18 protein-coding genes are annotated in these 21,776 nt (G+C 69.4%); 11 read left to right on the top strand and 7 right to left on the bottom strand.

The genetic code is table 11. The annotated features are described in order from the left end of the window. Positions 1–149 precede the first annotated feature (149 nt). Positions 150–623, bottom strand: a complete 474-nt coding sequence (locus OG780_RS42515; protein WP_328458750.1) for a lamin tail domain-containing protein — start codon at positions 621–623, stop codon at positions 150–152. 735 nt (positions 624–1,358) lie between these two features. On the opposite strand from OG780_RS42515, the gene OG780_RS42510 reads away from it, so the two are divergent. From OG780_RS42510 to OG780_RS42495, 4 genes are all read left to right on the top strand, one after another. Then, positions 1,359–2,693 carry a hypothetical protein gene (locus OG780_RS42510; RefSeq protein WP_328457514.1) on the top strand — a complete coding sequence of 445 codons (1,335 nt, stop codon included), beginning with the start codon at positions 1,359–1,361 and terminating at the stop codon, positions 2,691–2,693. A gap of 426 nt (positions 2,694–3,119) precedes the next feature. Continuing rightward, positions 3,120–4,919: a S8 family peptidase gene (locus OG780_RS42505; protein ID WP_328457512.1), complete on the top strand. Its 1,800-nt coding sequence runs from the start codon at positions 3,120–3,122 to the stop codon at positions 4,917–4,919. Between the two features lie 745 nt (positions 4,920–5,664). Beyond that, positions 5,665–7,812 carry a DUF4139 domain-containing protein gene (locus tag OG780_RS42500; RefSeq protein ID WP_328457510.1) on the top strand — a complete coding sequence of 716 codons (2,148 nt, stop codon included), beginning with the start codon at positions 5,665–5,667 and terminating at the stop codon, positions 7,810–7,812. An 8-nt stretch (positions 7,813–7,820) separates the two neighbouring features. Further along, positions 7,821–9,380, top strand: coding sequence for a mucoidy inhibitor MuiA family protein (locus OG780_RS42495; protein ID WP_328457508.1), 1,560 nt, complete (start codon positions 7,821–7,823; stop codon positions 9,378–9,380). Positions 9,381–10,066: 686 nt separating this feature from the next. Here OG780_RS42495 and OG780_RS42490 read toward each other — a convergent pair. The 3 genes from OG780_RS42490 to OG780_RS42480 form a co-directional block, all read right to left on the bottom strand. Beyond that, complete coding sequence (locus OG780_RS42490) at positions 10,067–10,600, bottom strand: ATP-binding protein (protein WP_328457506.1); 534 nt, start codon at positions 10,598–10,600, stop codon at positions 10,067–10,069. Positions 10,601–10,867: 267 nt separating this feature from the next. Then, entirely contained in the window at positions 10,868–11,557 is a 690-nt protein-coding gene (locus OG780_RS42485; protein WP_328457504.1) for a hypothetical protein, read from the bottom strand. Positions 11,558–11,971: 414 nt separating this feature from the next. Continuing rightward, positions 11,972–12,871 carry a LysR substrate-binding domain-containing protein gene (locus tag OG780_RS42480; RefSeq protein WP_328457502.1) on the bottom strand — a complete coding sequence of 300 codons (900 nt, stop codon included), beginning with the start codon at positions 12,869–12,871 and terminating at the stop codon, positions 11,972–11,974. A gap of 140 nt (positions 12,872–13,011) precedes the next feature. Here OG780_RS42480 and OG780_RS42475 point away from each other — a divergent pair, with 140 nt between their 5' ends. From OG780_RS42475 to OG780_RS42465, 3 genes are read left to right on the top strand one after another with little or no spacing between them, the layout of a single operon-like run. Beyond that, complete coding sequence (locus OG780_RS42475) at positions 13,012–14,022, top strand: aldo/keto reductase (RefSeq protein WP_328457500.1); 1,011 nt, start codon at positions 13,012–13,014, stop codon at positions 14,020–14,022. 46 nt (positions 14,023–14,068) lie between these two features. Further along, the gene (locus OG780_RS42470) at positions 14,069–14,500 is read left to right on the top strand and encodes an SRPBCC family protein (RefSeq protein WP_328457498.1); all 432 of its coding nucleotides are present in this window, start codon (positions 14,069–14,071) and stop codon (positions 14,498–14,500) included. Between the two features lie 19 nt (positions 14,501–14,519). Then, a complete protein-coding gene (locus tag OG780_RS42465; protein ID WP_328458748.1) occupies positions 14,520–15,383 on the top strand; it encodes an IS5 family transposase in 864 nt (287 codons plus the stop codon). 68 nt (positions 15,384–15,451) lie between these two features. Here the strand turns inward: OG780_RS42465 and OG780_RS44810 are convergent, their stop codons facing one another. Further along, complete coding sequence (locus tag OG780_RS44810) at positions 15,452–15,580, bottom strand: DNA-binding protein (protein WP_442814030.1); 129 nt, start codon at positions 15,578–15,580, stop codon at positions 15,452–15,454. A 105-nt stretch (positions 15,581–15,685) separates the two neighbouring features. Between OG780_RS44810 and OG780_RS42455 the strand changes: the two genes are divergently transcribed. After that, the gene (locus tag OG780_RS42455) at positions 15,686–15,877 is read left to right on the top strand and encodes a hypothetical protein (RefSeq protein ID WP_326791140.1); all 192 of its coding nucleotides are present in this window, start codon (positions 15,686–15,688) and stop codon (positions 15,875–15,877) included. A 43-nt stretch (positions 15,878–15,920) separates the two neighbouring features. Here the strand turns inward: OG780_RS42455 and OG780_RS42450 are convergent, their stop codons facing one another. Beyond that, positions 15,921–16,772, bottom strand: a complete 852-nt coding sequence (locus tag OG780_RS42450; RefSeq protein WP_326786577.1) for an ArsR/SmtB family transcription factor — start codon at positions 16,770–16,772, stop codon at positions 15,921–15,923. A 405-nt stretch (positions 16,773–17,177) separates the two neighbouring features. Between OG780_RS42450 and OG780_RS42445 the strand changes: the two genes are divergently transcribed. The 3 genes from OG780_RS42445 (at position 17,178) to OG780_RS42435 (ending at position 19,844) form a co-directional block, all read left to right on the top strand. Further along, a complete protein-coding gene (locus tag OG780_RS42445; protein WP_328457496.1) occupies positions 17,178–17,642 on the top strand; it encodes a peptidoglycan-binding domain-containing protein in 465 nt (154 codons plus the stop codon). A gap of 91 nt (positions 17,643–17,733) precedes the next feature. After that, positions 17,734–18,596, top strand: a protein-coding gene (locus tag OG780_RS42440) for an IS5 family transposase (protein ID WP_443062356.1) whose coding sequence is annotated in 2 segments (ribosomal slippage) — positions 17,734–18,094 and positions 18,094–18,596 — 864 coding nt in all. Because the reading frame shifts where the segments join, the coding sequence is not laid out codon by codon here. 909 nt (positions 18,597–19,505) lie between these two features. Continuing rightward, positions 19,506–19,844 carry a MerR family transcriptional regulator gene (locus tag OG780_RS42435; RefSeq protein WP_328457495.1) on the top strand — a complete coding sequence of 113 codons (339 nt, stop codon included), beginning with the start codon at positions 19,506–19,508 and terminating at the stop codon, positions 19,842–19,844. Positions 19,845–20,369: 525 nt separating this feature from the next. Here OG780_RS42435 and OG780_RS42430 read toward each other — a convergent pair. Next, positions 20,370–21,671 (bottom strand): diaminopimelate decarboxylase, encoded by a 1,302-nt coding sequence (locus OG780_RS42430; RefSeq protein ID WP_328457494.1) that lies wholly within the window; start codon positions 21,669–21,671, stop codon positions 20,370–20,372. Positions 21,672–21,776: the final 105 nt, after the last annotated feature.

The raw sequence follows: 21,776 nt of genomic DNA, 5'->3' as shown, positions 1-21,776 counted from the left end.
CCGCGGCCCACCGGCCGTCACTGAACTTGTTCCCGCAGTCCCGGACAGGACAGTGGGCCGGGCCGCAGGTGATCGGCCCGGCCCACCCCGGCTTCACCACCGCTCGCCCGGCGAGGAGCAGTCCCGGGCGGGCGGTGGTTCAGGTCGGGTCAGTGGTGGAAGTGGCGGCGGCCCCAGGAGGCGTCGTCGATGAACCGGCCGTGGTCGTTGCGCAAGGTAGCGGTGTCGCGGTCGTTGTTCCACACGTAGGCGCGGCGGTCCTGGAACAGGTCGGTGCGACTGTCGCGGCCGAGTCCGGTGTGGACCCGGACGGTTGAGCGGCCGCCCAGGCGGTAGTGGTCGAAGGTGTAGGTGTGGCCGTCCGCGTCCGAGAGGGTCCAGCCGTCCAGGTTCACGCTGCGGCGGGTGTTGTTGGTGATCTCCACCCATTCCTGGTTCAGGGAGCGGTTGGAGCGGTCGTCGCGGCCCGGGGAGTCGTACTGCACGTTGCTGATCTCCACCGCCTGGCGGTGCGGGCGTGGGTCGGCGGCGGATGCCGGGACCGCGATCGCCGCGGTGATGGCAGCGGCACTCAGCGCGGCGGCGGTCAGACGGCGAGAGGTCGTGGATACGGTCACAGGAATCCCCCTGCATGGTGCGGGCACAACCTCAAAACACCCTGGTGGGGGTGAGGTTGTGCGGTGTGCGGGTGGCGGCCGGCCGGCCGCGCATTCACACCCTGCACTCTGGATCGCCTCGATGTGAACGTCATCCAAGGTGCGTTACCGATCAACCGCATCGCCGTGACACTTGGCTGCAACCGCCACCTATTTTGCGGTGCATGAAGTTGACGCGCGCCCGCTCTCAGCAGCCTTGCAGCAGTTGGCCATCAGGCACTGGCCGCCAGGTAGCGCCACCCCGCCGGACAGCCAGCCGTCACCCGAAAGTGAGTAACAGCCCCTGGGCCGCGCGCACCTTCTGGTTTTCGACACGGTTTCCAGGGCCCCGGACGATGAGTCGGCGCAGCGTGACCCGCCCGACGCGCGGCGTTGGACAACTTCCTGGCCAAGCGGGGACAGTGGGCCGAAAAGACCGAGTTCGTGATCACCGGCAAGTGGGACAAGTACGCATCGCTGGGCACGTGTACAAGGCAAATGGCCCCGCTGAGGCCGCGGGGAACGGGGTGCGAGTGGTCCTGAAGAGGCTTCCGGGCAAGAAGGGCCACGACGGCTTCATCGTGTTCGATTCGTATCCGTTGCCCAAGTAAAGGCGCCCAACGGGCACACGGCGTGAACGGCTTACAACCACCACGGGTGGGTCCGTCCCCGCAAAGGGACGGACCCACCCGCCGACGTCTTTCGAAGACAGGACACGGCACCATGGCGAGACAGCGTGAGCAGTACGGCATTCTCTACGAAGGCGACTTCGGCCTCAGCGCACTCGCCGAAAAGCTGTCCGAGACAACCGGATCCCCCGACGAGGCACAGGTGCTGCACCTCGCGTCCAAAGTCGCCGCTGCCACCGAGGGCGAGGGCGCGGTCGAGCTGGGCGTCGACGTGCACTGTCTCCTGGACTCCGCATTGCCGGACGACATCATCCGCACAGCGTGGCTCGCTGCCGCCCACGGTCGCTTCGATCCGACGGCGTGCGAGTCGGGCGTCCGAGGCTGGCTGGGCCGTCTCGCCGAGCGCTGGCCGCAGATCGAGCGCAGGCACGCACCCGGACACGGCGATGCCCGGCCGAAGATCAAGGAGGAGGAACTGCGTACGGCAGTCGTCGCGGAGATCCGCGCATCGGCAATGGCGATCGACGCAAGCGCTGCTGGCAGCGACCAGGCCGCACTGCCCTCCAGCGCAGTCGCCGAGTCGCTGGAGGCCGTCGCACGACAAGGCGACGGCGACCTCGGACTGCGGCTGTTCCTGCGCGTGTTGAAGGCCTACGACGTACCGGTCGGCAAGGAGCAGTACGACCGTCTCATGGCCTTGGACACCGTCCTCGGCTTTCCCGGGCCGCTGGTGTACGACGGCCTGAACGTGCTCTGGCCCCCCATCGATACGGCGCGCCGCGACGCCTCGGGCGACTTCGGGCTCTCCGCTCTCACGTCGTGGTTCGAAGGAGACTGGCAGGAGAGCACCGCACACGAACGTGTCCGGCAGGCCGCAGCCGCCGACGACAGTGCACAGACCCCGGGCTCGGCAGCGGCACTGCTGCTCACGGACGTACGCCGCCTGCGCGACTCCGCTCTGCGCACCGAGACGATCAAGGTGCTGTGGCTGTCCGCCACGGGCCGCGGCTACAACATCGACCACCTCGGTATCGACGCGCGGGACTGGCTCCGGATGATCGAAGGCATCTGTGAAGAGCGCCTGAGGGAGATCGCCCCCCAGTACCGCCATGCCGAACCGCTTGACCGGAGCAACCTGCGGAACGCCGTGCTACAAGCCGTCCGGGAGACTGCACCGCTCCTGAAAGGCGCGGTCATCAGCCCACACTGGGAACCGATTCCCGGCGCGAACGCGCTGGCCGCCGTCGAGGAGGTCGTCACCGACACGGATGCCGACCTCGGATTCAGGCTATTGCTGCGGTTGCTCGACGAGGTGTCCCCGTCTCTCACCCCGAAGCAGTACAGCCACTACCAAGCACTCGGCAGGCGGTTCGGCTACGGCGAGGACCACGTCACCGAAAAACTGGAACACCTCGTTCAACAAGGCTGACCACCGGGCGGCAAGGGCGGGCACGATCTCACGATTCGGGCCTGTTGAGACGCCGCCAGCAGATGAGGCTGCGGCGCGGTCCGCTCCACGAGTTGCAGCCGGACGGATGTAGCTGGCACGTCCCCGACGGCCACCAGGGCGCGGGCGGTGTCGGTCGCCGCGCGGGTCCGGCGCTCTGGTGCGGGCAGTACGGCCGGCGCCAGGTCGGCGGCGTACGCCAGGGCGCGGTCGACGTCGCCGAGCTCCCGGTGGATCCCGACCCCCCGATGCCCGGAGTACGTCTTTTTTCAGCCATTCCCCTATAACACCCCTGTACGGAAAGGTACTTCCGTACGGGAGCACGCGCCTGACATCTTGCATCCACCACTCGTTTCGTACGGCCCCGCCGGTGCCCTCAGCACGGCCGGGCCGTCTCCGGAGGACGCATTGATACCCCACATATCCATCCGGCCTAGACGCACGCTGGTCCTGGCGGCCACGCTCGGCGCCGCCCTCGCGTTCGGCGCCCCGGGCGCCCTCGCGGGCACGCTCCCCGTCGACCCCTCCCCCGCGCCGGCCGCCAAGGCCCACGCTCCGGCCGCCGTGCCGGCTTCCCAGAGTGCGACCTGGGTGGCCGGCACGCGTGCCTACCTCGTGATCACCGCCCCCGGTGACAGTTCGGCGGTCCGCTCCGCGATCGCGGCCAACGGCGGCACCGTCTTCTCGAACTTCGACGCCATCGGTGTGATCGTCGCCCACTCGGCGTCCAGCGGATTCGCCGCCACCATGCGCGGCGTCGCCGGCGTGCAGCAGGTCGGCGCCACGCGCACCTCGGACGTCCCGGCCGACGCCTACAACCCGGCGCTCCCGGCCAATCCGGCCCAGGCCTCGACCCCGGCCGGAGAACCGGTCCGGGCCGACATGAGCCAGATCAAGGCCGACCAGGCCTGGGCCGTGAACCCGGGCTCCGCCTCCGTCACGGTCGGCATCCTGGACACCGGTGTGGACGACCAACACCAGGACCTGGCGCCCAACTTCAACGCGGCCGACTCGGTCTCCTGCGCCTACGGCAAGCCCGACACCCGTGTCGGCGCCTGGCGGGACGTCGACACGCACGGCACCCACGTAGCGGGCACCATCGCCGCGGCCAAGAACGGCAAGGGCGTCGTCGGCGTGGCCCCCGGGGTGAAGATCTCCGCGGTCCGGGTCGCTGAGCCGGGCAACTCCTTCTTCTTCGCCGAGAACACCATCTGCGGCTTCGTCTGGGCCGGTGACCACGGCTTCAAGGTCACCAATAACAGCTACTACACGGACCCGTGGCAGTTCAACTGCCCGGACAACATCGACCAGGCCGCCATCATCGAGGGCGTCAAGCGCGCCCAGGAGTACGCCGAGGGCAAGGGCTCCCTCCAGATCGCCGCCGCGGGCAACGAGAACTACGACCTCGCCCACAAGACGACCGACTCCGCGAGCCCGAACGACTCGACGCCGGTCACCCGCACGATCACCAACGCCTGCCTCGACATCCCGACCGAGCTGCCGGGCGTGGTCACGGTCGCGGCCAACGGCACGGGTGTCACCAAGGCCTCGTTCTCCAACTACGGGCAGGGCGTCATCGACGTCGCGGCGCCGGGCAGCAACGTGTACTCCACCGTCCCCGGCGGCGGCTACGGCAGCAAGAGCGGCACCTCGATGGCCACCCCGCACGTGGTCGGCGTGGCGGCACTCATCGCCAGCGCCAACCCGGGCATCACCCCGGCGCAGATCCGCGCCAAGCTGGCCGCCCAGGCCAACGACATCGCCTGCCCCTCGGACAGCCGCTGCACGGGCACGACGGCCAACAACTCGTTCTTCGGCGAAGGACAGGTCGACGCCCTCAAGGCCGTCGGGACCACCCCGCCGCCCGGTAAGTACTTCGAGAACCTCGCGGACTTCGCCATCAACGACAACGCGACCGTGGAGAGCCCAATCGCCATAACCGGCGTGACCGGCAACGCCCCGGCCACCCTCAAGGTGGGTGTGGACATCAAGCACACCTACATCGGTGACCTGAAGGTCGACCTGGTGGCGCCGGACGGCACCGTCTACACGCTGCACAACCACGCCGGCGGCAGCGCCGACAACATCGCCCAGACCTACACCGTAAACGCCTCCTCGGAGGTCGCGAACGGCACCTGGAAGCTGCGCGTCAACGACAACGCCGCCTCCGACACAGGCAAGATCGACGCCTGGAACCTGACCTTCTAGCGCAGGGCCCGGCAACGCCCGCGTACAACACGCACTGCGCCGGCGACAGCTCCTTGCCCGCGGCCACGGACAAGGCGGGCTGCGGTGTTCGGCCAGGGCTGCGAACTGCTGGGTGGCAGAGGGCATATGGGCCTCGGCAGCGGTGAACGCCGCGGTCGGGGCCCATATGCCGGAGACGTCCAGGAAGGCCGCGAACAGCCTGGGGCCGACGTCCAGCTCACCGTGCGCCTCCCTGAGGAGCTGCAGGGCCGTGTCCGCGCTGCCTGTACGGGCAGCGGGGCCGCGGCTGCGCGCCGCGGCCCCGAGGAGTGCCCGCCGGCTCGACCTGCTGACACCCGCGCGGCGGCGCAGAGGGCGCGGCCGAGGGTCTGACCGGCGCCCCCGAAGGTCTCCGGCGAGATCGCTTACATCACTCCCCCGCTCGGGAATCCCCCCGCAGGGGAGGCATTTGATCTGCTGTGCCCGTCCCGGCATCGATCACGTCCTCGACATGTGAGGCGGCGCCGGTCACGAGCACACCCGTCCCGCCGCGGCAGGACGTCGGCACGGGCGCCAATGGCCTTCTGAGCCAACGGGGCTGACGCCTCATCAGCACTTCCAGCTGCGCCTGGTCCCAGCGGAGCGGCGAGTCATGGGCGCCCCCGGTGGGCGAAGTGCCGGGTTCTCCGGATCAACAATCCTCGGGAAGCACCGACCGCCTGGACGTAGGCTTCGCTCAGCACGGACACGGCGGGGGACGGAGCACATGGCGGCTGAGGCAGCACACAGGTGGGGTTCGGCCCTCGATTCGGTCGTGGTGTACGCGCAGGGCGCGATCTGCCGCCGCCTGGCGCGGGGCAGCGTGCCGCCTGGCGGGCGCGTGCGGGTGACGGGACTGCCGCGCTCGCTGGACCCGGGGTCCTTGCGGGCTCGCATCACGGGTGCCCCCGGGGTACGCGTCGTCGAGGCACGGGTGGAGATCGAGGCCGAGCCGCTCGGCGCCGCCGTGCCCGACGCGTTGCAACGCGAGGTCGAGCGGCTGCGGGAGGAGTACGCGGCGGCGCAGGAGCGACACGACCGGCAGCTGACGCTGATCGGGGAGGTCAGGTCGCTGCACCCGGTCCCGCCGGTCCGCAGGCGCGACGACCCGCACCGCCGCACCCCGGTCGACGCGTGGCTCGAGCTCGCCGCGTTCGTCGACGAGCGGCTGACCAGGCTGCACACCCGTCTCGCCGACCTGGAGAAGGAGCGGGCCGACGTCGAGCACGCGCTCCATGCCGCCGTCGACCGGTTCGCCCGCGCTTCCACCGACGCTGCGCCCGCGCACGTGGAGACCACGGTCTCGGCGGTGGTGACCTTCGACGGCACCGGTGACGCGGAAGTGGAGCTGGAGTACGCGGTGCCGGGCGCGGTCTGGGTACCGGCCTACCGTCTCACCCACCGTCAGAACGACAGCAGCGGCCGTCTGGTGCTCCGCGCCTCCATCGCCCAGCGCACCGGCGAGGACTGGACCGGCGTACGTATCGCCCTGGCCACCGCCGACCTGCGGCGCCGTACCGACCTGCCCAGGCTGCGCTCCCTGCGGATCGGGCGCCGTCAGCCCTCCCCGACGCCCTCCGGCTGGCGCGAGCCGCCGACGGGCCTGGCCGACCTCTTCGCCGGGTACGACGGGGCGAGCCCCCGGCTCGCCACGACCAGCGCTTCCTTCACTGTCGGGGGCGGCACCATAGCCGCGGCGGGCGGCTTCGCGTCCGCTCCCGTTCCACCGTCACCGTCATCGCTGCAGGGCTACGGCCAGTCGCTGACCGCGGCGTTGCCGACACCCCAGGGTTACGGAGCACCACCGTCCGCGCCCGCGCCCGGCAGCGCATACCCAGAGGTGTTCGACACCGGCCTGGGCGACTTCGCGCAGGCGGTCCCGTCCCGACCGGGCGGCAGGCCACGTGCCGACGGCCGCTCCCTCCCGCCCCCCGCAGCCATGCCACCTGCGGCCTCTGGCCGCCAGGCCGCGCCGCCGGCACCCGCGGCTCCTGCCTGGCTCACACCACCGCCGGAAGCCGCGGCGCCGGCGTCCGGTCCGCCGCAGCCGAGCGGCGCCGAACTCGACTACACCGCCCTCGTCCTGAGCGGCCCAGAGGAGCAGGACGAGCGCCGGGGCCGGCTGTTTGCCGACTCCGCCTTCGACCCGGTGGCGGCCGAGTACCGCCGCCGCGCCGAAGCGGTGGCGTCGCTGCCGCTGCCCGGGCACGCCGTGCGGCCCCGCGAGTCGGCCGGTTCCTTCGACCACCGCTTCGACGCCCTCGCCCGCGCGGACGTACCCTCGGACGGCACCTGGCACACCGTCAGCATCGGAGAGATCTCGGTCGGACTGCGCACCGAGTACCGCTGCGTGCCGTCCGTGGAGCAGACCGTGTATGCGACGCTGGAGCTCGACAACTCCACCGACCAGGCACTGCTGGCCGGACCGGTGGAGGTCACCGCCGGAGACGACTTCCTGCTGACCGCCGCACTGCCCACGCTCGCCCCTGGTGGTGTCTGCCGGGTGGGGCTCGGCCCTGCGGAGGGCATCCGGGTCACCCGTCGCACGAACCTGCACGAGTCGACCTCGGGGCTGCGCGGCACGACCACGGTGCTCGATCACCGTGTCCACGTGGAGCTGGCCAGCCGGCTCGCCGGACCCGTCACCGTCGAGGTCCTCGAGCGGGTCCCGGTCGCCTCCGACACGGACGTCCGGATCGAGGAACGGGCCGACTGGACCACGCCCCCGGACGACGCGGAGGGGGAACACCACGCCCCTGGGACACGCGTCTGGCGCGTGGACCTGCCCGCCGGCGCCACCACCGCCCTCGACGGCGGCTACGAGATCCGTATCCCGTCCGCCAAGGCCCTGGCCGGCGGCAACCGCAGGAGCTGACGCACCCCATGTCCACGGCACCGGAGCCGATCCCTCTCCCCGTCACCGCCGTCACCTGCCTGGAGGACCGCGCCCACGTCGAGCGCACCGCCGTGCTCGACCTCGAGGCCGGAGTCCAACGGCTGCGTCTGGGGCCCGTAAGCGCGCTGGCCGTCGACCGTACGCTGCACGCCGAGCTGACAGCCGAACACCCGGCCGACGTCCTCGACGTGCGGATCGTCCGTGGCTGGACGCCGCGCGGGCCCCGGCCCCGCGACGACGACTCCGCCCTGCGGCACCGGGTGCACGCTCTCGAGGAGGACCTGGTCGCCCTGGGGCGGCAGCACGACCGCCTCCAGGCCCGCCTCGACACACTCGGCCGTCTCGCCGCCGATCTACTCCGGGAGGTCGGCGAAGGCGCCGGCTACGGAGAGGCCGACGCGCGACGCTGGACCCGTGAACTGGACCGTGTGGACGATGAGCGCGGCTCCTACAGCGAGCAACTACGGGCCGTGGAAGCCCGCCTGGAATCCCTCGGCACCGAACTCGCCACAGCCCAGCGAGCCTTGACCCAGGCCGAGGAGGAGCCCGCAGAACTGACCGGCCACATCGAGCTGACCGTGGAAGCCACGGCCGCCGGGCCTGCCGAGCTGTGCCTGAGCCACCTCATCGCGTGTGCGTTGTGGCGGCCCGCCTACCGCGCCGTACTCGACGGGGAACGCCTCACGCTGGAGACCGAGGCGACCGTCTGGCAGCGCACTGGCGAAGACTGGTCGGACGTACGGTTGACGCTGTCGACAGCCCGCTCGGCGCTGGCCACCGATCCGCCCCGGCTGAGCGAGGACCGGCTCACGCTCCAGGACCGCACCTCGCTGGAGCGCAAGACCGTCGACGTCGAGCTGCGCGAGGAGGACATCGCAGAGCTCGGCCCGGCCCCCGTGCTCGGCCTGCCAGGAGTGGACGACGGCGGCGAGGTACGGGTGCTGCACTCCCCCGCACCGGTCACGGTGCCCTCGGACGGCCGCGCCCACCGCGTGCCGCTGTCCGCCTTCACCACGACCGCGAGCAGCGAGTACGCCTGCGCACCCGAACTGTCCCCGCTGGTGACCCAAGTGGTGCGGTTCGACAACCTGTCCGGCCACGCCCTGCTCGCCGGCCCCGTCGAGCTCGTCCTCGGCAACCAGTTCAGCGGCCGCGGCACTCTGGACTTCACCGCTCCCGGCGCCCCCGTCGAGCTCGCTTACGGCAGCCGCGACGACCACCGGGTCACCCGGCACATCGAAGAGACCCGTGACACCTCCGCGATCACTCAACGCACCGTGCTCACCCGCACCGTCCGCCTTCACCTGTCCCGCTTCTCCACCCCCGACGAACACGGCGAACGCGTGATCGTCCTCCGCGAACGGATCCCGGTCTCCGAGATCTCGGCGGTGCAGACACGCCTGCGCGAAGAGGACTGCTCCCCCGCCCCGGACACGCTCGACTCCGACGGCATCGCCCGCTGGAACCTCTCTGTCCCACCCGGCGGCCGGCGCACGGTCACCCTGGTCTACGAGCTGGCGGCCAACGCCAAGGTGACCGGGCTCTGAACCCTGACGGTGATTCCTCGATGGGCTCTGCCCGGAGTCAACGCCACTCTTCGGCAGCACAGAATGAATGCGCGCCACGAGCAAACCAGACGCACCGCGGTGCGCTCGCCACGAGCGATCCTGCCCAACAGCAGGCATCGCCTGTAAGTCTCCGGGCCCGGCGTCGGTCGAGCCGCCGGGCCTCATACCTTCCCCGGCTCGGCGGAGGGTCGCTTGACGGTGTTGTCCAGGTGAGCGATCACGGCCGGCACGTCATCACTTTCGGTGCTCCGGATCAGTTGCAGGGCCGGACGGACCAGACCGCCCGGCCGCGTCCTGGATCTCGAGCCGCTCGACAGTGACCTCGCGCTCCTCTTCGTTCTGACCGGCGAGCAGGACGGCATGCCCAGTCTCACCGCAGAGCATTTCGTCCAGGGCTGGGGCATCGGTGCAGCGCCACCTGTCGGCGACTACCAAATCTCGCCCGCTGACCACCTCGCGCGCCTCAGACCGCCCGCGCAGCAGCCGGTGCGCATCTGGCCAGGCCGTGAGGTCAGTTCGGCAAGCTGGTGAGCTCCCCCAGGCGGCGATCTTCGACCGTGCATCCGGCCGCCCCGAAAACGGATACCTGCCTGGTGGGCAACAATGGCGACGGTGCTGGCAGCCGACCGCCACTTGGAGGCCGCCGCTTGGAGGCCGCCATCAGGTCAGAACGAACCGGGCTCGATGATCTCTTCGCCCTCGCCGTGAGGGGGATCGAAGCGCGCGTAGAAGTCCTTCAGTGCCAACTCGGTGACCATCAACGCGTTACCGTCCTCACGCTGATTGCGCTCCCGCAGGCGACGCAGCAGTTCCTCGTGGGGGACAGGGAAGTACAACAGCCGCCGCTGGCCGCCCGCCTCTTCGACAAGCTTCCTCCACTCGTCCCGGGAGGAGCGCAGCCACAGGCCGTGGTCCAGGACCACGTCACGGCCGGCGGCGACCAGGTTGACCAGCCGCTCGCGGACTTCGGCGACCGCGGGGGCTTCCAGGGTGAAATAGTCTCGCTCCGGGTAGTCCACGCCGTACCGGCCGTGCCGAGCGTGCACGATCTCGTCCACCGACAGCCGCACCGCCCCGGTCGGCTCCAGCCGCCGCTTCGCGAACGTGGTCTTGCCCGAGCCGGTCAGCCCGGCCAGCAGCCACACCACCGATACGGTCTCGCGACCGTCCTGCGCCCCGCCGGGTTCCGCCACCCTCACGCGATCTTCCTCCGTCAACGGAAATGCCCTCCCTCCAGGCTGCCACCCCATACCCTTCGCGTGGCCGATCTGGCCGCGACTGCCCGCGATGACGACGCGCTGCTGCCGCTGCGACTGGCGTATGCGGCGGAGCATGGCGGACTGGCTGGCCCAACTGGGTCCGGTTCCTGCCGTCAGGTAAAGCCGCTGATGACGCCCAGCTTGACCGACGCCCCCAGAACCGAATGTTCTGGGGGCGCCTCCGGCTACTTTCTCCGGTTGCCGTACCTACTTGGCGAGGCGGAGCTGGTTGACGCACCGCAGATCCTGCCGGTACTTCACTGAGCCCTGCTGGTACCAGAACCGGCATTGCGAGGTGTCATCCGTCACCGGTCCGGTCACCTTGAACCGGACCATGTGATACCAGTCGGCCGGCTTGTGGGATTTCACGGTGAAGGTATCCGTCCGTTCCGGCAGGCCGGTGACGTCGTCACCCGGTGACTTCACCTCCAGCACGCCGATCCCGTACCCGTCGGTGTCCCTGGTGCTCACCACCTTGTAGCCGATCAGCTCCAGCCCCTTCGGCAGGCTGACGAACTGGGCTTTGGTGATGGTCACAGGTTCACCGCTGGCATTGGTCGCTCGGGGGAGGTTCAGCCAGTACTCCTTGCCGATCTGCAGCTGGTCGTACTCCAGGTCGGCCTGCTCGAGCAGGCCTGCGCCCAGCGCGTGGCCTTTCCATGCACCTGTGTCATCTGGTCGCTGAGGGACCAGCCAGGCCGTCAGAGCTGCTGCCATGACGACCAGCACCGCGGTTGCGGCAATCAGCAGGCCGCGCCTACTTCGACTAAATGTCGCCAGCCTTGCCACTGCTGATCTTTCCGTTCTTGCCCCAGACCCGGTGTTTGCGGGTTGGTTCCCGGCCTGGAGCTTCTGCTTGTGGTTGGTGTCGTAGCCGGTCTTCGAGCCGAGCGACATACGGAATGCACCCACCGCGCCGCCGAACTGGCCGGACTTACCGCCGAGAGCCTGTCACGCCTTCGACGTGGGCCGATCACTGCACCAGCTGCCTGATCAGCATCACCCCACACGCGATGACACCCAGCGACAGCAACCCCCATGCACTTCGGGCAGGAGCTACCCCCGCGGGCGCGGGGACGGCACATGGTCGAGGAGGACGACGTGGTCATGGCCGAGCTCGGTGGAACGGTGAAGCGCGAGAGCAGGAGAGGTGATGCGCATGTCGATGGCCGAGGTGTTCCGTATGCGCGACGGAGAGATCTGCGAACGCCGTGCATGGGTGATCGAGCTCAAGGAGAACGACTTCCGCTGAGGTCGTGGGCGGCGGCCTGCGGAGCCCTCCGCGTCCGTTCGCCGACCCGCGGCCTCCCCTCACCCGACGGCCCGGTCCGCGAGTACCGTTTCGCGGAAGGCGGCCACCACGGGGCGCAGATCGATCCGGTGCCAGGCTGCCCACAGCTGAACGGACCCCTCGTACCAGGGAAGTTCACGTACCGCGACGCCGTCGGACATGCCTCGCACCATGCTCCTCTGAATGAGCGCGAGGCCCAGGCCGGACGCGACCAGACCCAGCGCGGTGAGGGGGTCGGCCGCGTCGAGACGGATGTCCGGCGTGAAACCGGAGGCGACGCACGACGCGACGAACGTGTCACGCCACGCAGGATCCTGGGCGTCGCCCACCGCGATCCACGGCTGCCCATCGAGGACGCCGGGTGTCAACTCCTCCGCCAGGGCGAGGGGATGCCGCTCGGGCAGCGCGAGCAGCAGCGGGTCCCGCAGCAACGGCGCCGCGTCCAGGTCCGGGTCACCCTCGGGCGGCGGTGTGCGCACCAGCGCGATGTCAAGGCTCCGCTGGCGCAGCCCCTCGAACTGCTCGGCCGACTCCTGGTCGTACAGCGCGACGTGGATGCCGGGGCGCTGGTCACGCAGGGTGCGCAGGGCTGAGGGCAGGACGCCGGTGTGCATGGCATCGGCCACGTAGCCGATGCACAGGCCGCCCTCCTCCCCGCGGCCGAGCCGTCGGCCGAGGTTCTCCAGCCGGTCGGCGTGGCGCAGGAGGGCGTGCGCCTCGGTCAGAAAGACTCTGCCGTCGGAGGTCAGCCGGATGCGTTGCTGGCTGCGTTCGAAGAGCGTGAGGCCCAGGTTCTTCTCGAGCTGGGCGATCTGTCGGCTGAGGGGTGACTGGGAGATGTGCAGCCGCTCGGCGGCGCGACCGACGTGTTCGGCCTCCGCGACGGCGACGAAGTAGCGGAGTTGTCGCAGGTCAAGCATGTAGGACCTCGGAGGTCTCAAGTTTGTCCGAGCAAGTCTTGGACAGTCTCATGTAGGGATCCTAGCCTCGAAGACGCAAGGCCGACGGATCGCACATCCGGTGACGTATCCGTCCGAACCACCATCGCGAGGACCCCTTCATGAGCATCAAGTCCCTCCTGCCCGGCGCGCTCGGCTTCGGCACCGCACCGCTCGGCAACATGTTCCGCGCCATCCCCGACGAGGAGGCCGCGGCCACCGTCGAGGCGGCCTGGGACCAGGGCATCCGCTACTTCGACACCGCGCCCTTCTACGGCGCGGGACTCTCCGAGATCCGGCTCGGCGACGTACTGGCACAGCACCCGCGCGAGGAGTTCGTCCTCAGCACGAAGGTCGGCCGTGTCGTCCTCGACGAGATCGAGGACCCTGCCGCCCGCGACCTCGGCGAGAAGGGTGGCCTGTTCGAACACGGCCGCCCGAACAAGATGGTCAACGACTACACCGCCGATGCCACCCTGCGCTCCATCGAGGACAGTCTCGAGCGGCTGCGCACGGACCGCCTCGACATCGTGTGGGTGCACGACGTCGCACAGGACTTCTACGGAGACGAGTGGCTGGCTGCCTACGAGAGCGCCCGCACCGGCGCCTTCCGGGTCCTGCAGCGGCTGCGCGAGGAAGGGGTCATCAAGGCCTGGGGCCTCGGCGTCAACCGCGTGGAACCCCTGGAGCTCACCCTGGACCTGGACGAGCCGAAGCCCGACGCCTTCCTCCTCGCGGGCCGCTACACCCTTCTCGACCACGGCCGCGCCCTGCAGCGCCTGCTGCCGGCCGCCGCAGCCCAGGACGTGGACATCGTGGTCGGCGGCCCGTACAGCTCAGGCATCCTCGCCGGAGGTACGCACTTCGAGTACCAGAAGGCGCCCGCACACATCATCGACAAGGTGGAGCGGATCAAGGCACTCGCCGAGCGGCACGGAGTCGGCATCAAGTCCGCCGCGCTCCAGTTCTCCCTCGCCCATCCGGCGACGGCGGCCGCGATCCCCGGCGCCACCAAGCCCGGTCGCATCGCCGAGGACACCGCCGCTCTCGGCGAGAGGATCCCGGCCGAGTTCTGGACCGACCTGCGCGAGGAGCGACTGATAGCGCAGGACGCCCCCGTCCCCGCCGCCTGACTTTTCCCACCCCGCACACGTACACATACACATACAGGAGAAACCCGTGGCCACGACCACCGCGTCCATCGACATCACCGCATCGCCCGACCGCGTCTGGCAGCTCATCGGGGGCTTCGACTCGCTGCCCGACTGGCTCCCCTACATCCCCACCAGCGAACTCGGTGAAGGCGGACGCCTGCGCCGCCTGGAGAACGAGGAGGGCGAGGTGATCGTCGAACGGCTCGAAGCCTTCGACAACGAGGCCCGGACGTACAGCTACTCGATCCTCCGGGCCCCGTTCCCCGTCACCGGCTACCGCTCCACGCTCACAGTGCACGAGACGCCCCGCCAGGACACGGCCCGTGTGGAATGGTCCGGCGTCTTCACACCGGACGGCATCAGCGACCACGACGCCGTCACCCTGTTCCACGGCATCTACACGCAGGGCCTGGCCGCGCTGAACCAGACCCTCACCGCACCCCCGGCCTCGGTCTAGGCGGTTTCGTTTGGATCAGTTGGTCGTTGGTTCGGGTGTGCCGTTGAGTGATGCGCAGTGGGCGCGGATCGAGCCGTTGCTCCCGGACCGGACGCCGCAGCGGGGTGGTCGCTGGCGGGATCACCGAGAGGTGATCGACGCGATCGCGTTCAAGTTCCAGACCGGAACGCAGTGGGTCCACTTGCCGGACAGGTACGGCAACTGGCGGGGTGTCTACAACCGGTTGCGGATGTGGGCTGTGGATGGCACCTGGGAACGCGTGTTCACCGCGCTGATCGCCCAGGCCGATGCGGACGACGACCTGGCCTGGGCCGTGTCGGTGGACTCCACGATCGTGCGGGCTCACCAGCACGCTGCCAGGGCCCGCAAAAAAGGGGCCCCGGCCGGCAAACCCGCCGACCACGCCATCGGCAGGTCCCGCGGCGGGCTGCCCACCAAGATCCACCTCGCGGCCGATGCCCGCTGTCGGCCCCTGGCGTTCGTCCTCACCGCCGGACAGGCCGGTGATGCACCCGCCTTCACCGCCGTCATGGCCCGCCTGCGCGTTCCTCGGCGACGAGGCCGTCCGCGCACCAGACCGGACGTGGTCCTGGCGGACAGGGCCTACTCGTCCCGCGCGATCCGCGACCATCTGCGCAAGCGCGGCATCCGGACGGTGATTCCGGTCCCGGCGGACCAGCGCGGCCACCGCCTCCGACGGGGCAGTCGGGGCGGCAGACCGCCGGCCTTCGACCGCGAGATCTACAAGCAGCGCAACACCGTCGAACGGTGTATCAACCGCCTGAAGCAGTGGCGCGGGATCGCCACCCGCTACGAGAAGACCGCGACCATCTACCTGGCCGGACTCCACATCGCAGGCATCTTCCTATGGTCCGCCCGGTGATCCAGACGAAGGTCCCTAGCGCGGCCGCGCTCTCCTTGGGGGGCGGGGCCGCTTTTGTCCGGCCGGGGTCAGGCGTCGGGACGGCAGTCGTATGCGGCGAGCGTCGCTTTGTTCGTCGACGCGTCCTGGAAGACGAGCTCCCAAGCGCCGGTGTTGACGTCGAACTCCTTACCGAAACCGACCCACTTGCCCGTCATACGACGGCCCGTCAGCTCAACAAGCAGCTGGATCGCCCCATGGTACCGGGCGCCCCGGTGATGCCCCTCGGTCGCCGTCTGCTCGGTCCACGTCCCGGTGGCGACGTGACCGTCCAGCTCCAGGTCCCACGCGCCGAGGATGAGGACCCGCTCGTCGTAAAGCGCTGGGACTACGAGCCCAAGGGCTGGGAGCGCCTGCTGAAGGAGCACGGCTCCACGGACGTGCGGGCCTCGGTGCTCGATACGCCGCCCGGCAAGCGCGAGGTCGGCACGCTCATCGTCCAGGCCCGCGCGTAACCCTCTGAGCGGGGACCAGGCTCCGGCTGAAGCTTCGTCCCCGTCATCCGTCAGGCTGATCAGGGCGAGTTCGGATGTGCGGCCTTCGCGCTTGGGCCGCCTTCGCGCCGTCGCGGTCCCGACGAAGCAGGGCTGCGCCGAGCGGAGTGACGGTATGGAGGACCGCCGGGCCGATCTGTCGACTGGTTGTCAGTCCAGCCTCCTGGAGTACGGAGGCGTGCCGGCTCGCGGTGGAAGGCGAAACCCCCAGGGCGTGGGCGAGCTCTCCTGTGGTCAGACCGTCCGCGGCACACCTGAGGACACGTGCTCGTGTGACTCCAAGAAGTGCCCCGAGGGGCGCTCCCTCATCGAGGCGGGGGTCCTGCGGCACGGGCGCATGGTTCAACGGATACGAGAGAACGGGCGGCAGCTCGGCGTTCGCCAGTGCGACCGGGGTGCCCCACAGGAAGTACGTCGGAACGATCCGGAGCCCCCGTCCCCGTAGGTGAAGGTCGCGTTCCGTTCTGTAGTCCACTTCGAGTATCGGTTCGCGCCACCGAATGCGCGGCCCCAGGCTCGACAGCACCCCCTCGATCCCGCTGGTCAGCAGAGTACGTGCGAGAAGGCTCCGGTGCGCGATGAGGCCACTGTCCATGTGTTCCGTGAAGGGCGCGACCGCGACCGCGTGGTAGCGACGGATCAGGTCGGTGAGCCCCCGCCGCTCGACCGGCCGGCCCAGCCGCAGAGCCCAGGACGGCACGCCGCGCACACGGTCGAGGAGAGCTATCTCATGGAGCACGTCCTGCCGGGGCGGACGAAGGATGCCGTCAATTCCCGACTCAAGACCACCCTCCGACTCCGGGGGCGTCAGGAAGTCGGGCAGGTACGGCCCGAGCGGATACAGGGAGAGCAGCACCTCCCGTACGGGACGGGCGAGTCCGGCAGTACCCAGGTCGACACGGACCGTCCGGTGCCAAGCGGCGAACTGACTGCGGCCCGTGCGGGACTGAAGACGGTGAAGTGTTGCGAGCACCTCCCACATCGGGTCAGGCTGCGCGGCAACACGGATGCGAGCGAGATCGACCTCGGTGAAGTGAATACGGAGCACGCGACTCCCCTCGAAAGCCTCCTTGTTTGCACTCAGCCGCAAGAGTGTGTCCCCGCCGACGCGTGCGTGCCAAGGTTCCGCAAGGCCAACTGGCCCCAGTGACCCGAATCCGACGGTCCACCGTCACCTGAACCAGGAGGAACTCCCGTGAACTCGAAGTCATCCAGGCTTGCTGCCTGCACAATCGGTGCCCTGACCGCCACCGTCCTCGCGGTGAGTGCCACCCCGGCGTCCGCGAGCGGTAGCTACAGCGGCCTGGCCTATGTCTACGGCGGCGGAGTCTTCGCCGACGACTGGGACAACGAAGGCATTGTGGACACCACTCACAACAAGCAGTCCAACGCCACCTGCCTGTGGCAGAAGATCCTCTGGGCCGACGGCGAACTCGCCGCTTCCGGTATCGACGGCGACTTCGGGAGCAACACGGCCGCCGCGACAGCGCGGTGGCAGACCAAGTTCCAAGTACCCAGCGACGGCTCCGCCGGCGAGAAGACGTGGACCGCGGCGGGCAATTGGCTGCGCAACTCCGACTACCTGCCGAGCGGCAACACCGTGGCCTACTACATCGGCACCAGCTACACCATCAGTCTCTCGCGCGACAGCGACGGCTACTACCACTTCACCGACGGAGACGGCAGCGGGCGCATCGCAGGCTACAACTACCGCACCTGCAGCTAAGGGCCGCACGATCGCTGCGAGGCCCGGGCCTGCAGCACGTACCCACGTCACGTTGTCGCTCGTGACGTCTAGGCGGTTTCGTTTGGATCAGTTGGTCGTTGGTTCGGGTGTGCCGTTGAGTGATGCGCAGTGGGCGCGGATCGAGCCGTTGCTCCCGGACCGGACGCCCAGACGGGGTGGTCGCTGGCGTGATCATCGGGAGGTGATCGACGCGATCGCCTTCAAGTTCCAGACCGGCACCCAGTGGGTGCATCTGCCGGAGAAGTACGGCAACTGGCGCGGCGTCTACAACCGCCTGCGGATGTGGGCCGTCGACGGCACCTGGGAGCGCGTGTTCACCGCGCTGATGGCCCAGGCCGACACCGACGAAGACCTCAACTGGGTTGTCTCGGTGGACTCCACGATCGTGCGCGCTCACCAGCATGCGGCAGGGGCTCGCAAAAAGGGGCTCCGGCCGGCGAACCCGGCGACCACGCCATCGGGCGATCCCGCGGCGGACTGACCACGAAGATCCACCTTGCCGCCGACGACCGATGCCGGCCGCTGGGCTTCCATCTCACCGCCGGGCAGGCCGGGGATGCACCCGCCTTCACCGAAGTCATGGCCCGCTTGCGCATTCCACGACCCCGAGGACGACCCCGCACCAGGCCCGACGTGGTCTTGGCGGACAGGGCCTATTCGTCCCGCGCAATCCGCGACCACCTGCGCAAGCGCGGCATCCGAGCGGTGATCCCGGTCCCGGCGGACCAGCGTGGCCACCGGCTACGACGAGGCAGCCGGGGAGGCAGACCGCCGGCATTCGATCGAGAGACCTACAAACAGCGCAACACCGTCGAGCGATGCATCAATCGCCTGAAACAGCGGCGCGGGATCGCCACCCGCTACGAGAAGACCGCAACCGTCTACCTGGCCGGACTCCACGTGGCAGGCATCTTCCTCTGGTCCGCCCGCTGATCCAAACGAAACCGCCTAGGTCCGGAGAACCCGCAGATGCCCTGTTCGGCCACGAGCTCGGCTGGGGCACACGGCACCAGGGCCCGCCAACCCTTCCGGACGGCCCTTCATCGTCCCTGTTCGAGACCGACTTATTCCTCGCAGGGGACACGAAAATCTGTGTTGGCTGGAGTAGACATTGGGTGATCGCCTGGCTATGGTTTCTCTCGTAGTCGAGATCAGCAAGGCCCGGCAGACACGAACTGCCGGGCAGTAGTACCGGTAGTTGCAGTTGGCAGGACGGTGCGGTGGTGGAGTTCCGAAGCCAGGGTTGTCGCAGGTCGGCGACGGGGCTGACGATCGGACCGGGTGGCCCGCAGTGATCAGGGGCCGCCGTGAGCAGGACCGCAGTTGAAGTACTGGCAAGTGCAGTTCGCGGTATCCAGCAGCGAAGGTGTGTGAGTGCTACCTCGGTGAAGGCGTCGGCTGCGGGCGCGCGCACCGGGAGGTTCGGCAGTGGGGTTCCAAGCCAGAGCAGATGCAGGACGGGCGACGGGGCTGGCTGCCGAAGAGTGACGCTTCCTCAGGTCACCAAGCAGTTCGCATCCCCCGTAGTACAGAGCAGTGCGCAGTACCAGCAATAGACAGCGCCCCTCGAAGGCGCTGGATCAAGAGGGAAGAACGGAGGAGCGAGGCGCCATCAGGATCGCCCGGGCGGAATGGCTGAGCCCGGGTACCGCAGGACATCGATAGTGAGGTGGTCTCCGGTCGAGCAACCGCGATCCCCGCACACGCTCTCACCCCCCGTGAGCTCGTGCGGAAACAGTAGGCCGGTGCAGTATCAGGGCCGGCAGATGGTGTAGCAGTTCCTTCGGGGCCCTGGCACACATGGTGCCAGGGCCCCTCCACGCGTTCCACGAGAGAGGTGCAATGACAGCAGACGACTCGTTCGACCGGCTCGACGACGACGATTACCCCGCCTACACGATGGGCCGGGCCGCCGAGATACTCGGCACCACCCAGGGCTTCCTCCGCGCGATCGGCGAAGCCCGCCTGATCACCCCGCTGCGCTCCGCGGGCGGACACCGCCGCTACTCCCGCTACCAGCTGCGCATCGCAGCCCGCGCCCGCGAGCTCGTCGACCAGGGCATGCCGATCGAGGCCGCGTGCCGCATCGTCATCCTCGAGGACCAGCTCGACGAGGCCCAGCAACTGAACGCCGCCTACCGCCGCAAGACCGAAACGGCGGACCCGACGACCGCGGCTTAAGGAGCGGTCTGCGGCTAGTAGTCATTTCGGACCGGTGGCCCTCCGAGGTGCCGGTCCTGGCGTCCGAGGAGGCAGGTGACAGCATTGACGGCCACGCCACCTCCCGGGATCTCGCCGACCACGTGCCCGGCAGGGCCGCCGACCGGCCCGAAGCCCTCAGCGAGTGCGCAGCCACACCGCCAGCACACCCACTGCGGCTGTGCCGGCCCCGTAGCACGCGCCCCGCAGGAACTGGGTGGCTGCGATACGTCGCCGTCGCAGGACCCACCGCGCGACATCACATGTCGCACGGCCGCAGTGCACCCTCGTGACGGACAGCCTTCGTCCGATGACCTCCCATTGGCCCGAGGGCGTCGCTTTCCTCGCGGGGCAGCCTGTCCGGGCGCACCGTACTGTCATGGCGGTTGCACCTTCCTTCCTCGGCGTTGTGGTCTTCTTCGGGCAGCCGGGCGTGTTCGCTCGGGGCCCCGCCAGCCCAGCTGGCTGCGACCGGCGTTCTGGTGGAGTCACGCGGGCGGGCAGGTATCACCGGTCGGCAAGGGCCGGCATCAGGTGGCCGGCTTGCGCGGGACGGAGCAACTGGAAGGTGACCTGTCCGTCGGCATCGATGCGGGCTCCGTGCACGGCGGGTTCGGGCAGGCTGTTGTAGTGGAAGGGCGTGGAGAAGTAATAGGCGCCGGTGTCCGGGACGACGACGAGGTCGCCGGCGTCGAGGAGGGGCAGCGCACGGTTGCGTGCCAGCAGGTCACCAGCGAAGCAGCACGGGCCGGCGATGTCCTGCGGCACCGGCCGGCCGCGCTTGGCCCGGCCGGTGGGGTCGTGGGCCTCGATCCGCAGGGGCCATGCGTCGGGGGCGAACACCGTCCGCGTGGCAACCTGTGCGCCCGCGTGGGTGATGGCGATGGGACGCCCGCCGGCAGTCTTGGTGTACTCGACGTACGCGGCGGTGAACCCGTTCTTGGCCAGTACGGAGCGGCCGAACTCGGTGACGATCTCGTACTCGCCCGAGAACAGGGCAGGCGCGTGTTCGCGCAGGTGGTCGACGTAGGTGTCGAAGCCGGGCGTCGTCTCGTCGCTGTCGAAGTTGACCGGCAGTCCTCCCCCGATGTCGATACCGGTGACCTGCCGACGACCCAGGTGGGCGTTGATCTCCTCGGCGAAGTCCACGGCTTTCGCGATGCCCTGGGCGATCAGGTCCAGGGGGCAGCCCTGGGAGCCGATGTGCGTGTGCACCCAGGTGAGCCAGGGACGGTCCTGGTAAGTCCGCAGCAGCCGTTGCCGGTTGCCCTCGTCCTCCAGGGGGATGCCGAACTTCGAGGTCGTGGTGGCCGTGCTCATGGCGGTGATCGAGCCGGCGCCGATCTGAGGGTTGATGCGCACGCCGATCCGCGAGCGGGAACCGCGGGTCGCCAGGATCTCGTCCAGCCGTGAGAGTTCCTGGAAGCTGTCCGCGTTCACGGCGACCCCCAGGCTCAGTGCCCGGTCCAGTTCGGCCCGGGTCTTGGCCGGGGAGTCGAACACGATGTGTTCGGGTTCGAATCCCGCCTCCAGGGCCTGGGCAAGCTCGCCGGCGCTGGCGACCTCGCAGCCCATGCCGTTTCGGCGCAGTTCCTCGAGTACGGGAACCAGGCAGTTCGCCTTGGCCGCGAACGCGTGCAGGACCCGGGGGGAGTCGCGGAACGCTCGGTGCAGGGACGTGACGGTTTCACCGACGCCGTCGAGGTCGACAAACCCGGCCAGTACGGCCGTCTCGGGTTCCAGGAGCTTTTCCTGTACTGCTGCCCGCAGAATCCGCTCACGCCGGTCGGCCTTGTCGGAACCGTTCATGCTGCGTCCTCCCTGAGCCGGGCCTCGCCGCCCCGCGATTGCCGTGGGGCGGACCATCAGCCTCTCGTCGCAGCGGTGCCGGTGTCTTCGTCGCAAGTCCCGGTG

This window comes from Streptomyces sp. NBC_00386 (genome assembly GCF_036063235.1).
Lineage (GTDB): Bacteria > Actinomycetota > Actinomycetes > Streptomycetales > Streptomycetaceae > Streptomyces.
The sequence above is the reverse complement of the archived record's forward strand: the minus strand, read 5'-3'. Positions and strand labels throughout refer to the sequence as shown.

Bases quoted from the DNA above. Each gene is read 5' to 3' on its own strand.
- OG780_RS42510 (WP_328457514.1), top strand. From the start codon at position 1,359: ATGGCGAGACAGCGTGAGCAGTACGGCATTCTCTACGAAGGCGACTTC.
- OG780_RS42435 (WP_328457495.1), top strand. From the start codon at position 19,506: ATGACAGCAGACGACTCGTTCGACCGGCTCGACGACGACGATTACCCC.
- OG780_RS42485 (WP_328457504.1), bottom strand. From the start codon at position 11,557: ATGTCGCTCGGCTCGAAGACCGGCTACGACACCAACCACAAGCAGAAG.
- OG780_RS42475 (WP_328457500.1), top strand. From the start codon at position 13,012: ATGAGCATCAAGTCCCTCCTGCCCGGCGCGCTCGGCTTCGGCACCGCA.
- OG780_RS42430 (WP_328457494.1), bottom strand. From the start codon at position 21,671: ATGAACGGTTCCGACAAGGCCGACCGGCGTGAGCGGATTCTGCGGGCA.
- OG780_RS42500 (WP_328457510.1), top strand. From the start codon at position 5,665: ATGGCGGCTGAGGCAGCACACAGGTGGGGTTCGGCCCTCGATTCGGTC.
- OG780_RS44810 (WP_442814030.1), bottom strand. From the start codon at position 15,580: ATGACGGGCAAGTGGGTCGGTTTCGGTAAGGAGTTCGACGTCAACACC.
- OG780_RS42480 (WP_328457502.1), bottom strand. From the start codon at position 12,871: ATGCTTGACCTGCGACAACTCCGCTACTTCGTCGCCGTCGCGGAGGCC.
- OG780_RS42495 (WP_328457508.1), top strand. From the start codon at position 7,821: ATGTCCACGGCACCGGAGCCGATCCCTCTCCCCGTCACCGCCGTCACC.